This window comes from Pseudomonas sp. yb_5 (genome assembly GCF_043103865.1).
GTDB classification, from domain to species: domain Bacteria; phylum Pseudomonadota; class Gammaproteobacteria; order Pseudomonadales; family Pseudomonadaceae; genus Aquipseudomonas; species Aquipseudomonas putida_Y.
This window is the reverse complement of record NZ_JBICKE010000084.1, coordinates 36,523-49,063: the sequence shown is the minus strand read 5'-3', so window position 1 is coordinate 49,063 and position 12,541 is coordinate 36,523. Positions and strand designations below refer to the sequence as shown.

Sequence of the window (12,541 nt, the reverse complement as noted above, 5' to 3'; positions counted from 1 at the left end):
TTACCTGGTGACCGACACCTTGCTGAAATCCAGCCGCCCGAACGGGCTCACCTGGTACCCCTCGACGCCTTGGCGCAGCAAGGTCGCCGCCGTCGGGTGCGCCAGTGGCACCCACAGCGCCTGCTGCTGGATCAGCGTCTGCGCCTGCTGGTACAGCCGGCTGCGCACGCTCTGGTCGTTGGTGGTGCGCCCGGCGCTGATCAACTGGTCGAGGCGGCTGTCGCAGAAGCGTGCGAAGTTGGTCCCTGACTCGACCGCCGCACAGGAAAACTGCGGGCTGAGGAAGTTGTCCGGATCGCCGTTGTCGCCTGCCCAGCCCATGAACAGCAAGTCATGCTCGCCAGCCTTGGCGCGGCGGATAAGCTCGCCCCATTCGATCACGCGGATTTCCGCCTTGATACCAATCTTGGCCAGGTCGGCTTGCAGCATCTGCGCGCCAAGGCTGGGGTTGGGGTTGAGCAGGCTACCCGAGGGCCGGGTCCAGATGGTGGTGCTGAAGCCTTCTGCCAGGCCGGCCTTGGCCAGTAGGGCCTTGGCTTTCTTCACATCCAGCGGGTAGCCGGGCAGGTCCTTGGCGTAGCTCCAGGTGTTGGGCGGATAGGGGCCGTTGGCTGCCACTGCAGAGTCTTCGAACACGGCCTTGAGGTAGGCCTGCTTGTCGAAGGCCAGGTTGATGGCCTGGCGCACTTCCGGCTTGTTCAGGGGTGGGTGCTGGCTGTTGATGGCGACGAAGGCCGTCATGAATGCCGGTGTAGCGGCCACCTTGAGGTTGCCGTCCTTGCCCGCTTCGGCAATGTCCAACGGCTTGGGCGACAGGGCAACCTGGCACTCGCCACGCTTGAGCTTCTGCAGGCGAACGTTGGCATCGGTTGTGATGGCGAAGATCAGCGGGTCGACCGCCGGCTTGCCGGCGAAGTAGTCCGGGTTGGCGCGGTAGCGTACCACGGCGTCTTTCTGGAAACGCTGGAACACGAACGGCCCGGTGCCGATCGGTCGGCTGTTCAGCTTCTCCGGCGTGCCGGCCTTCAGCAGCTTGTCGGCATATTCGGCGGAGTAGATCGAGGCGAAGCCCATGCTCAGGGTGGCCAGGAAGGTGGCGTCCGGGTGGCTGAGGGTGAAGCGCACGGTGTTCGGCGCGGGTGCATCGATCGCTTTGATCAGGCTGCCCAACTGCAGCGATTGGGCATGCGGGTAGCCGCCCGGCGCAGTCTTGTGCCAGGCATGGGCCGGGTAGAGCATACGCTGGAAGCTGAACAGCACATCGTCGGCATTCAGCTTGCGGCTTGGCTTGAAATAGGCGGTGCTGTGAAACTTCACGTCATCGCGCAGGGTGAAGTCATACACCAGGCCGTCGGCCGATACCGTCCAGCTGGTCGCCAGGCTCGGCACCACCTTGCCTTGCGCCGCGTCGAACTCCACCAGGCGATTCATCAGTACGTCGGCGGTGGCGTTGGTGGTGGTGAGCGAATTGTACTGCACCACGTCGAAGCCTTCGGGGCTGGCCTCGCTGCAAACGCTCAGCGGAGCGGCCTGGGCAACGCCGGCGGCGAACAGGGAAGTGAACAATAAGGAAAGTGCGGCGGCACGCATGGTGGCTCCTTGGCTGTCAGTGGCCCATCTGCCAGTGCAGTCTGGAAAAGGCCTACCCTAGTGCGCCCGCCGGTAAATGACCACACCCTTTTTTGCAAATGTTGCGACGAGCGGTCGACGACTGGCGGGGCCTGCCGCTATGCTGGCCCGGCGCGTTCTGGCTTGCGGCAATGTGCATCTACTGTTGTTGCAGCCAAGTCTTTCTGGTATAAAGCAGCGCTCTTTTCTAGGGGCTCGGCCTGTCGCATAAGCGGATCCGGTCGATAAGGCCTCCAGAATCACGGCGCCCAGGCGCCAAAGACTGAGAGATTAAGCGGCCAACCCATGCCGGGTTGGGCATGTGGTTTTAGAGGGCTGAGTCATGTCGAGAGTCTGTCAAGTTACTGGTAAGGGTCCAGTAACCGGGAACAACATTTCCCACGCAAACAACAAAACCCGTCGTCGTTTCCTGCCGAACCTGCAGCACCACCGTTTCTGGGTTGAATCCGAGAAGCGTTTCGTGCGTCTGCGCGTTTCCGCCAAAGGCATGCGTATCATCGACAAGCGCGGCATCGACGCCGTTCTGGTTGACATCCGTAAAGCTGGCGCCAAGGTTTAAGGGAGAGCATCATGCGTGAATTGATCCGTCTGGTTTCGAGTGCCGGTACCGGCCACTTCTACACCACCGACAAGAACAAGCGCACCACCCCGGACAAAATCGAGATCAAGAAATATGATCCGGTTGTTCGCAAGCACGTGGTGTACAAGGAAGCCAAGATCAAGTAATTGATCGGCGACCTGAAAAAACCCGCTTCCGAAAGGAGGCGGGTTTTTTTATGCCTGCTGCCGGGTCAGTTGAAGTCGAAGCCCTGGATCAGCAGGTCGGCACCGGCCTTGATCTGGATGCGCTCGACGTCGTACTCGCGGGTGCACATTTCGTTGGGGCCGACCACCCGGGTGCGGCCGGTAAGGGTGCGGATGGTGTCTTTGAGCGCTGGCGCGTAAGGGGTGCCGACCAGGTGGGCGAGGGTTCGCAGCACTTCTTCGTTGGTCATGGTGTTCTTCCTGTTGAAGTTGGATGGCCCGACATGGGCAGGGCCATCCTCACGCATGCCTGCGAATTGCCTGCGCTACATAGATACTGCTGTGGTTACTTCTGCTCGAACATCACATAGATCTTGCGGCAAGGCTCCAGCACCTCCCAAGTGCCTTTGAAGCCGGCGGGGATTACAAAGCGATCGCCGGCACGCAGGGTTTTCGCCCCGCCATCCTCGTCGCGCAGCACCGAAACGCCCTGGACGATCTCGCAGTATTCGTGCTCGGTGTAGTTCACTGTCCACTGGCCCACCTCACCTTCCCATACGCCAGCGGCAAACTGCCCGCACGGGCTGGAATAGTGGTTGTAGACCGCCTGGTCCGGCTCGCCCTTGAGAATTTTCTCCGCTGCCGGGCGGTAGCGTTCAGCTTCGGTGATGACCTGCGCGAAGTCGATGATGCTATCAATACTCATGGTTCGGCTCCTGTTGTTGTTTAATAAAATGAACATCAGTAGGCTTTTGAGCCTTCCGTGTCAAATATATTGATAGTTTACACCGGCTGGTTTAGGGTATCGCTTGCCAGTGTGCGCTCGGCGCCCGGCCAGAATTCTGACAACGCCTGTGAGTCCTCAGTGCGGCGTTGCACCTAAACAAGAGGAGGAGTTTCGTATGACCACCCTGACCCGTGCGGACTGGGAACAACGTGCCCAGCAACTGAAGATCGAAGGGCGTGCCTTCATCAACGGCGAATACACCGATGCCGCATCCGGTGAAACCTTCGAGTGCCTGAGCCCGGTCGACGGACGCTTCCTGGCCAAGGTTGCCAGCTGCGACCTGGCCGATGCCAACCGCGCTGTGGAAAACGCCCGCGCCACCTTCAACTCCGGCGTGTGGTCGCAGCTGGCCCCCGCCAAGCGCAAGGCCAAGCTGATCCGCTTTGCCGACCTGCTGCGCAAGAACGTCGAAGAGCTGGCACTGCTGGAAACGCTGGATATGGGCAAGCCGATCGGCGACTCCTCCAGTATCGATATCCCGGGCGCGGCCAATGCCATTCACTGGACTGCCGAAGCCATCGACAAGGTCTACGACGAAGTCGCCCCGACCCCGCACGACCAGCTTGGCCTGGTTACCCGCGAAGCAGTGGGTGTGGTCGGTGCGATCGTACCGTGGAACTTCCCGCTGCTGATGGCCTGCTGGAAGCTTGGCCCAGCGTTGGCCACCGGTAACTCGGTCGTGCTCAAACCGTCCGAAAAATCGCCGCTGACCGCCATCCGCATCGCCCAGCTGGCGATCGAAGCCGGTATCCCGGCTGGCGTGCTGAACGTGCTGCCAGGCTACGGCCACACTGTGGGCAAGGCGCTGGCCCTGCACATGGACGTCGACACCCTGGTGTTCACCGGTTCGACCAAGATCGCCAAGCAGCTGATGGTTTACGCGGGCGAGTCGAACATGAAACGCATCTGGCTGGAAGCCGGCGGCAAGAGCCCGAACATTGTCTTTGCCGACGCCCCGGACCTGCAAGCTGCCGCCGAAGCCGCCGCCAGCGCCATCGCCTTCAACCAGGGCGAAGTGTGCACCGCAGGCTCCCGCCTGCTGGTCGAGCGTTCGATCAAGGACAAGTTCCTGCCGATGGTTGTAGAGGCCCTGAAAGGCTGGAAACCAGGTAACCCGCTGGACCCACAGACCACTGTCGGTGCTCTGGTCGATACTCAGCAGATGAACACCGTGCTGTCGTACATCGAGGCTGGCCACAAGGACGGCGCCAAGCTGTTGGCCGGCGGCAAGCGCACCCTGGAAGAGACCGGCGGCACCTACGTCGAGCCGACCATCTTCGACGGCGTGACCAACGCCATGCGCATTGCTCAGGAAGAAATCTTCGGCCCGGTGCTGTCGGTGATTGCCTTCGACACTGCCGAAGAAGCTGTGGCCATTGCCAACGACACGCCGTATGGTCTGGCGGCGGGCATCTGGACTTCGGACATCTCCAAGGCCCACAAGACCGCCCGTGCCGTGCGTGCGGGCAGCGTCTGGGTCAACCAGTACGACGGTGGCGACATGACCGCGCCGTTCGGTGGTTTCAAACAGTCGGGCAACGGCCGTGACAAGTCGCTGCACGCGCTGGAGAAATACACTGAGTTGAAGGCGACCTGGATCAAGCTGTAATCCAGTAGGTCCTTTTCGCGGGCAAGCCCGCTCCTGCAGGTCTTCGCGACCGTGCAGGAGCGGGCTTGCCCGCGAATGGGCCTCTAGAAATATTGGCTGGGAGGCTGCAATGCGTTGGGGTACCTACTTCGCCGTACTGGCATCGGTGCTCAGTGTCGGGCTGGCGCTCGGCGTGAGCATGCCGCTGGTGTCCCTGCGCCTGGAGGCCTGGGGCTACGGCAGCTTCGCCATCGGCGTGATGGCGGCAATGCCGGCGTTGGGTGTATTGGCCGGGGCCAGCCTGGCCAGCCGCCTGGCAGGCTGGGTTGGCGTGCCCTCGGCGATGCGCCTGTGCCTGTGGGGCGGGGCGATGTCGATTGGTCTGCTCGCGCTGCTGCCTAGTTACCCGTTGTGGCTGCTGCTGCGGCTGATGATCGGCATGTCCCTGACCGTGGTGTTCATCCTCGGCGAAAGCTGGATCAACCAACTGGTGGTCGAACAGTGGCGTGGCCGGTTGGTGGCGCTGTATGGCAGCAGCTACGCCCTGAGCCAGCTGGCAGGGCCGTTGGTGCTGGGCTTTCTCGGCTCTGATGACGACTTCGGCTTCTGGGCAGCGACCGGTCTGCTGCTGGCCGCGCCGCTGGTTCTGCTGGGGCGTGGTGGAGCACCGAGCACGGAGGCCTGTAGTGTCACCTTTGGCGACCTGTTCGCCTTCTGCCGACGCTTGCCGGTAATTGCCTGGGCCATTGCCCTGTTCGCCTCGTTCGAGGCGATGATCCTCACTTTACTGCCGGTGTACTGCCTGCAGCAGGGCTTCACCACCGAAATCGCCTTGTTCATGGTAAGTACCGTGGTGGTGGGTGATGCGGTGCTGCAGTTGCCCATCGGCGCGCTGGCCGACCATATGTCGCGACGCACCCTGTTCACCGGCTGTGCGGTGACCCTGCTGGTGTCCAGCCTGGCAATCCCGCTGCTGTTGCACACGCCGGTTATCTGGCCATTGTGGGTGTTGTTCGGCGCCAGTGCCGGCGGCTTGTTCACCTTGTCGCTGGTGCTGATCGGTGAGCGCTACCGCGATGATGAGTTGGTGCGTGCCAATGCCCACGTGGCACAGCTGTGGGGTATCGGCTGTTTGCTCGGGCCGTTGTTGGCGGGTGCGGGGAGCCAGTGGATCAGCGGGCATGCGTTGCTGTTCCTGATGGCGGCCGGGGCTGCAGGGCTGGTGGTATTGACCCGGCGGCGCGGAGCCTTCGAGCCGGTCTCTGCCTGATGGTTTTTGGAGCGCAAGGCCCCCGGAAGTCGCAGTTACAGCATCTTCTCCAAGCCAACCGCCTTGCTGATCCAGGCATTGAGCCGCCGCCAGATCCCACCCGGCTCAGACGTCAGCACGTGCCGTTGGCCATTGTCCTCGGTCGCCCACACTAGCTTGTCACCTATCAGTTTCACCTGATAGCTCAGCGCAGGCGCCATACCCTGCTGGGCCAGCTCGCGGGTGTATTCGGCCAGTTCCGGGCTGTCCACCAGTACCCCGACCTCGGTGTTCCACAACACGGAGCGCGGGTCGAAGTTGAACGAGCCGATGAAGGTCTTGCGTCGGTCGAACACGATCGCTTTGGTGTGCAGGCTTGAATCCGAGCTGCCACGGAAACTCAATCGTCCCGCGCTGGGGTCGCCTGGCTGGCGGCGAAGCTCGTAAAGCTGCACACCGTGTTCAAGCAAGGCACGACGGTAGGGTGCGTAGCCTCCATGCACTGCCGGCACGTCGGTGGCTTCCAGCGAGTTGGTCAGCAGCTTTACCGAAACCCCTGCATCGGCGCGGCCGGTCAGGTACAGCAGCCCCGGCTCACCCGGTACAAAGTAGGCCGATGCCAGGACCAGTTCGCGGTGCACGTTAGCCAAGTCCGGTGCCAGTTGCTGGCTCAGCAGTAATTGCGGGTCCGGCTCGTCTTCGGCCAACACCTTGCTGGGCGCATCCCATAGCGCCTGAGCGTGAGCCCAGATCAGCTCGTTGCGCCACACATCCAGGTGCGGCTGCGACTGATAGGCCATCAACCGGTCGTACAGGGCCTTGCGCTGGGTCCTTGCTTCGGCCAGCGACACTTCCAGACGATGGCGGCTGGCACGCAGGTCGTTGGCATCCGGGTCATGCCAGAGGAAGTCGGTGATCGGCCGGCTGAGGGCGCTGTTCCAGTACTGGTCGAAGCTGTGCCCCAGTTGCTCGGCCACCGGGCCCACGCCCAGCAGGTCGATGTCGGTGAAGTTGAGGTTGGGCTCGGCATCGAAATACTCGTCGCCCAGGTTGCGCCCGCCGACGATGGCCATGCTGTTGTCCACCAGGAACAGCTTGTTGTGCATGCGCCGGTGCTGGCGCGACAAGTTGAACAGCCGGCCCACGGCGCGCGTGACGCCGGTACTGCGCCCCAGGTGCAGTGGGTTGAACACACGGATATGGATGTTCGGGTGGGCATCGAGGGTGCCCATGACGGTGTCCAGGCCATCGCTGGTGGTGTCGTCGAGCAGGATGCGTACGCGCACGCCACGGTCGGCAGCGCGTAGCAGTTCATGCACAAGGGCGCGGGTACTGAGGCCGTCGTGGACGATGTAGTACTGCAGGTCGATGCTCGCCTGGGCGTTGCGGATCAGTTCAGCACGGGCGCGAAAGGCCTCGTTGCTGTTGGGCAGCAAGCGAAAGCCCGAGCGGCCGCCATAGGGCGCGGCCTGGCGCAGCACCGAGCGGCCAAAGGCCGAGTCGTTGGCAGGCAACGCCTGACTGGTTTCGCGGGGCACGCTGATGCTTGTGCAACCGGCAAGGCCGAGCAACAACACCAGCAGCAGAGGCAACGCTCGCTGGAGTCTCAAAGGTGAACCGTCCTGTACAGCAAGGGCTTTAGGGATTTGACCGTGACGGGCGGCGCAAAGTTACGCGTCGACGCTTTCTTCATCCAGTAGACGAAGGGCGGTTTCACCGACCTTGCGCACGGAGGCTTCGATTTGTGGCGTTGGCCTGGCGGCGAAGTTCATGCGCAGGCAGTGGCGGAACTTGCCCGAGGCCGAAAAGATGCTGCCCACGGCAACCTGCACGCCCTGCTCCAGTAACGCGCGGTTCAGCCGAAGCGTGTCGAGATGTTCGGGTAGCTCCACCCAGAGCATGAAGCCACCCTGGGGCCGGCTGATCCGGGTCCCCGCCGGGAAGTAGCGGGTCACCCAGTCGCTCATCAGGTCGCGGCCACGTTGGTACTGGCTGCGCATGCGCCGCACATGGGGCTGGTAGTGCCCGCCTGCGATGAAGTCGGCAATGGCCAGCTGAGGCTGGCTGGCGGTGCTGCCTGTGCTGATGTACTTCATGTGCAGCACTCGCTCCAGGTAGCGCCCGGGTGCCACCCAGCCGATCCGCAGGCCGGGTGCGAGGGTTTTGGAGAACGAACTGCAGAGCAGCACGCGGCCATCGTCGTCGAACGACTTCAGGGTGCGTGGGCGTGGGTAGGTATAGGCCAGGTCGCCGTACACATCGTCTTCCAGAATCGCCACGTCATAGCGCTGGGCAAGGCTCAGCAGGGCCTTCTTGCGTGCTTCGGGCATGATGTAGCCCAGCGGGTTGTTGCAGCTGGGGGTGATCTGTATGAGCTTGATCGGCCACTGCTCCAAGGCCAGCTCCAGCGCCTCCAGGCTGATGCCGGTGACCGGGTCGGTGGGGATTTCCAGCGCTTTCATGCCCAAGCCTTTGAGGGTTTGCATGGCGCCGTGGAAGCTGGGCGAGTCGACTGCGACGATGTCGCCTGGCTCGCAGACCGCGCGGATGCTGCATGACAGCGCCTCATGGCAGCCGGTGGTGATCACCAGGTCGGCGGGCCCCAGGCGGCAGCCGGAGTCGAGCATCAGCCGGGCCACCTGTTCGCGCAGGGCCAGGTTACCGTGGATGTTGTCGTAGTACAGGCCAGGCATGTCCTGGCGCCGGCTCAACTGGGCGAGGCTGCGCAGCAGCGGCTTCAGGGTAGGGCTGTCGATGTCGGGCATGCCGCGACCGAGCTGCACCACGTCCTGGCGCGGGTTGCTTCGTACCAGTTCCAGCACCTGCTCCCACTGGGAGATGTCCACCGGGCGCTGGGCCGGGCGGCTGATTGCGGGTAGTGCCGGCAACTGCCGTTGGTCGCTGACGAAGTAGCCGGACTTGGGCCGCGGCAAGACCATGCCGCTGTCTTCGAGCATGCGATAGGCCTGCTGCACGGTGCTCAGGCTGACCCCGTGCTCCTCACTCAGTGCGCGCACAGACGGCAGGCGCTGGCCGGGGCGATAGAGGCCCTGCTCGATGCGGGCGCCGAGTATTTCGGCGAGATTCAGGTAGAGGGTCACGGCATACTCCTGCGCTGCATTGGCATAGCGACCGGTACAGTTGGGCTGAAAATACAGCATTCAGTCGGCCAGCGGCCAATTCTGTATGGGAATAATAAGGCTGTATTGGATCTGTATTGTCGAGGGTGCCGACGCGCATGCTTTCTCCACGGTAACAACTGAACGGGAGGATGCGGTGATGGGAGGCATGAGCGATGTGCGCTTGCAACTGTTGGCCAAGGAACTGGAAGCCGGGCAGCAGGCCAAGGTGTTCAACGCGCCAGAGGGTTTGGGGCGTTGGGGGCTGATGTTGCATCGCTGGCATACCCGCAGGGCGTTGCTGCAACTGACCGATGACGAGTTGCGCGATGTCGGGCTGAGCTGGGAGCAGGCCCGGATCGAAGGGCGGAAAGCCTTCTGGAAGGACTGACACAGTGGTCGCTGGAGGGCCTGTTGTGCCCCAGACTTGAAACTTGCACCGACCCTGTGGGAGCGGGCATGCCCGCGAAGCAGGCGTCGCGGAGGATGGCACGGGCTTCGCCCGTGTTCGCGGGCACGCCCGCTCCCACAGGGGGCTAGTCAGCTTTTAGATTTTAAGCAAGACAGTTGCTGCCACAAGGATGGGGACTTTCAGGCCAGCTCTTTCAGGCGATGCCACAGCATCCCCAGCGCCAGCAGTGGCGAGCGCAGGTGCTTGCCGCCAGGGAAGGTGATGTGCGGCACCTTGTTGAAAAGGTCGAAGCGCCCGCTTTCCTGGCCACTGATGGCTTCACCCAGCAGGCGCGCGGCCAAGTGGGTGGCGTTGAGCCCATGGCCCGAGTAGGCCTGGGCGTAATACACGTTCGGCTGGCTGGCCAGGCGGCCAACCTGCGGCAGGCGATTGGCACCAATGCCGATCATGCCGCCCCACTGGTAGTCGATGCGCACGTTGGCAAGCTGCGGGAACACCTTGAGCATCTTCGGCTGCATGTAGGCGGCGATGTCCTTCGGGTCGCGGCCTGAATAGTGGCAGGCACCGCCAAACAGCAGGCGGTGGTCGGCGGACAGGCGGTAGTAGTCCAGCGCCACGCGCTGGTCACACACCGCCATATTCTGCGGCAGCAAGGCGCGTGCGCGTTCTTCGCCCAGCGGCTCGGTGGCGATGATGTAGCTGCCGGCCGGCAGCACCTTGCCGCCCAGTTCGCGGTTGAGGTCGTTGTGGTAGGCGTTGCAGCACAGTACCAAGGTCTTTGCGCGTACCAGGCCTTGGGCTGTATGCACCTGCACTTCAGTGCCGTAGTCGATGCGGGTGACTTCGGATTGCTCGAACAACTTCACGCCCAGGCGGGCGGCTGCGGCGGCTTCACCCAATGCCAGATTGAGCGGATGCAGATGCCCGGAGCCCATGTCGACCAGCCCCCCCACATAGCAGTCGGCACCGACCACGCTGTGGATATCGTCCTTGCCGACCAGCCGCAACTCATGTGCATAGCCCAGGCTGCGCAGCTCCTCGGCGTCTTCGGCGAAGCCCAGCAGCTCGGCGGGTTTGTTGGCCAGGTCGCAGTAGCCCCAGGCCAGGTCACAGGCGATGGCATGCTTTTCTACCCGCTCGCGCACGATCTGTACGGCCTCCAGGCCCATCAGCTTCAGGGTGCGCACGCCTTCCTCGCCGATGACCGGGAGGAACTGCTCCAGACCATGACCGACTCCACGGATCAGTTGACCGCCATTGCGCCCACTGGCACCCCAGCCAAGTTTGCGCGCTTCCAGCAGGATGACCGAGAAACCACGCTCGGCCAGCTCGATGGCGGTGTTCAGGCCCGAGTAGCCGCCGCCGATGATGCACACGTCGGCGTTGTGTTCGCCTTGCAGGAAGGCGTGGTCGGGGTGTGGCGCGCTGCTGGCGGCGTAATAGGAGGCGGCGTGCTGCGCGCTGTGGATCATTGGGTAGGTCCTGAGTTGTTATCGGCCAAAAATGGAGGATAAGCTCGGGATCAAGAAGGGGGCAACCAAACGGCCCATTCAGGGGCGTCTGGCTCTCTCAACCGGCAAGGCAAAGGCCTGCGTTGGCTCAGGCGCATCCATAGTGCCGGCACCACGAATGTCGTATAGCTGATGAGCGGTACGGATTGCGGCAAGTATTCCGCTGTCGGTTTGTGTGGGCAGATTGTTGCGACTCATGCGTATCAGCGTGTTTGATGCACTGAGGCGGATAGTCGCTGAAAGCGCTGGGTCATTGGCTTGCGACTTCGCCTGAGTAATCTCGGCGAGTGAGTTGACCATTATCAGTTTGCCTTCACGCAGTCCCAGAACCGACTCCCTTGGCTGCGGTGTACTGCTGTATGGCCGTGATCGATTGCTGCTGTTGATGGGCGGCGCATCTTGATCGTACAGGGGGGGAGCTTCCCCCCAGCCAAAGTAGGAAGGAGGAGCTTGTTCATTGTTTGCGGCCCCAAGCGGTTGAGCTGGCACGCCGGGAGGGGTTGGTGAGTAGGGAGGCGGAGTAGCCGGGGCCCGGTGATGGCGGCGCAGGACTTTTGAACTGATCCAGTTCCCGAACTCTCCAGCGCACCCCGACGGGTCGGTGTAGTTGATGGGGTCGTTCAAACAATAGGCATAAGCATTGGTCCCACCTTTGAAGAACGGGCTCTGTGAGTCACCGCTAAGGAAGCGCATCAACACAGGGCTATAGCTGCGGCGACCGGCGCCGAGCGGATAGCATCCACTGGCAAGATCCAAACGTTCCCCGGTGAAGCCAATGTTTGTTGAGCAGTTAGCGAAAATATGGCCAAAAGGAGTAAAGGTTAATGGTCGACCCGCACCATCCGAGTTTCCCATCAAAGGTGTTTTCCGATGATCAATAGCTTGCAGATTGGTGACTGTGGGCTTAATTTCGGCGAGGGAGAAATCTGATGCCCGGAAGATGCGTTGTGTTTCCCGAGTGCTTTTCAGCACGATAAGCTTCAGTCCGCTGTAAAAGAACAGAATGTGGTTCTTCATCAGCTGGGGCTCGCTTAGCTGAAGGGGGATGTCTCGTCAGTTTGTAGAATGAGTAGGCTTTCCCACAACTGCCAAAATTATCAGGTCCACTGCTTCCATCCAGCACAAGCGTTACGCAAATATTACAGCCATGTCCTGCAACCGCCACAAGATCCACTTCCTGCGCGAACTCATCCCTTCATTCGAGTGCGAGCCCGGCTGCCATGACTGCTGCGGCCCGGTCACCACCTCAGCGGAGGAAATGGCCCGCCTGCCGCGCAAGTCCCAGGCGGAGCAGGACGCTGCTCTGGAGCGCCTGGACTGCGTGCACCTGGGCCCCAACGGCTGCACGGTGTATGAAGAGCGGCCGATGATCTGCCGGCTGTTCGGTACCACCCCGCGTATGGCCTGCCCGCGTGGTCGTGGCCCTGACCCGATGATCGACCCCGCCGCTGAACAGTTGGTCCACCAGTTCATTGCCACCACCCGCCAGGTGCTGGTCTAGC

General features: G+C 62.3%; 13 protein-coding genes. 6 read left to right on the top strand and 7 right to left on the bottom strand.

Going from position 1 to position 12,541, the window contains the following annotated elements:
- Positions 1-1,590, bottom strand: a complete 1,590-nt coding sequence (locus tag ACF8GF_RS14005; protein WP_176682876.1) for an ABC transporter substrate-binding protein — start codon at positions 1,588-1,590, stop codon at positions 1-3.
- Between the two features lie 361 nt (positions 1,591-1,951).
- Here ACF8GF_RS14005 and rpmB point away from each other — a divergent pair, with 361 nt between their 5' ends.
- Complete coding sequence (rpmB, locus tag ACF8GF_RS14000; protein WP_003253504.1) at positions 1,952-2,188, top strand: 50S ribosomal protein L28; 237 nt, start codon at positions 1,952-1,954, stop codon at positions 2,186-2,188.
- A gap of 11 nt (positions 2,189-2,199) precedes the next feature.
- Positions 2,200-2,355 carry a 50S ribosomal protein L33 gene (rpmG, locus tag ACF8GF_RS13995; protein WP_003253507.1) on the top strand — a complete coding sequence of 52 codons (156 nt, stop codon included), beginning with the start codon at positions 2,200-2,202 and terminating at the stop codon, positions 2,353-2,355.
- Positions 2,356-2,420: 65 nt separating this feature from the next.
- Here the strand turns inward: rpmG and ACF8GF_RS13990 are convergent, their stop codons facing one another.
- Together ACF8GF_RS13990 and ACF8GF_RS13985 are read right to left on the bottom strand one after the other, a co-directional pair.
- Entirely contained in the window at positions 2,421-2,624 is a 204-nt protein-coding gene (locus ACF8GF_RS13990; protein ID WP_020190325.1) for a hypothetical protein, read from the bottom strand.
- Between the two features lie 95 nt (positions 2,625-2,719).
- Positions 2,720-3,079 (bottom strand): cupin domain-containing protein, encoded by a 360-nt coding sequence (locus ACF8GF_RS13985; protein WP_010955786.1) that lies wholly within the window; start codon positions 3,077-3,079, stop codon positions 2,720-2,722.
- 196 nt (positions 3,080-3,275) lie between these two features.
- Here ACF8GF_RS13985 and ACF8GF_RS13980 point away from each other — a divergent pair, with 196 nt between their 5' ends.
- Positions 3,276-4,769 (top strand): aldehyde dehydrogenase, encoded by a 1,494-nt coding sequence (locus ACF8GF_RS13980; protein WP_021785237.1) that lies wholly within the window; start codon positions 3,276-3,278, stop codon positions 4,767-4,769.
- 109 nt (positions 4,770-4,878) lie between these two features.
- Positions 4,879-6,018, top strand: a complete 1,140-nt coding sequence (locus ACF8GF_RS13975; protein WP_392461493.1) for an MFS transporter — start codon at positions 4,879-4,881, stop codon at positions 6,016-6,018.
- 35 nt (positions 6,019-6,053) lie between these two features.
- Here the strand turns inward: ACF8GF_RS13975 and ACF8GF_RS13970 are convergent, their stop codons facing one another.
- Together ACF8GF_RS13970 and ACF8GF_RS13965 are read right to left on the bottom strand one after the other, a co-directional pair.
- The gene (locus tag ACF8GF_RS13970; RefSeq protein ID WP_209969152.1) at positions 6,054-7,607 is read right to left on the bottom strand and encodes a phospholipase D family protein; all 1,554 of its coding nucleotides are present in this window, start codon (positions 7,605-7,607) and stop codon (positions 6,054-6,056) included.
- Positions 7,608-7,667: 60 nt separating this feature from the next.
- On the bottom strand, positions 7,668-9,098 hold the full coding sequence (locus ACF8GF_RS13965) for a PLP-dependent aminotransferase family protein (RefSeq protein WP_176682872.1): 1,431 nt from the start codon (positions 9,096-9,098) through the stop codon (positions 7,668-7,670).
- Between the two features lie 178 nt (positions 9,099-9,276).
- On the opposite strand from ACF8GF_RS13965, the gene ACF8GF_RS13960 reads away from it, so the two are divergent.
- Complete coding sequence (locus tag ACF8GF_RS13960) at positions 9,277-9,507, top strand: DUF1127 domain-containing protein (protein WP_176682871.1); 231 nt, start codon at positions 9,277-9,279, stop codon at positions 9,505-9,507.
- A gap of 200 nt (positions 9,508-9,707) precedes the next feature.
- Here ACF8GF_RS13960 and ACF8GF_RS13955 read toward each other — a convergent pair whose 3' ends face one another.
- Entirely contained in the window at positions 9,708-11,000 is a 1,293-nt protein-coding gene (locus ACF8GF_RS13955; protein ID WP_392487787.1) for an NAD(P)/FAD-dependent oxidoreductase, read from the bottom strand.
- Between the two features lie 78 nt (positions 11,001-11,078).
- Positions 11,079-12,056 carry an RHS repeat-associated core domain-containing protein gene (locus tag ACF8GF_RS13950; protein WP_392487786.1) on the bottom strand — a complete coding sequence of 326 codons (978 nt, stop codon included), beginning with the start codon at positions 12,054-12,056 and terminating at the stop codon, positions 11,079-11,081.
- 130 nt (positions 12,057-12,186) lie between these two features.
- Between ACF8GF_RS13950 and ACF8GF_RS13945 the strand changes: the two genes are divergently transcribed.
- Complete coding sequence (locus tag ACF8GF_RS13945) at positions 12,187-12,540, top strand: YkgJ family cysteine cluster protein (RefSeq protein WP_176682868.1); 354 nt, start codon at positions 12,187-12,189, stop codon at positions 12,538-12,540.
- Position 12,541: the final 1 nt, after the last annotated feature.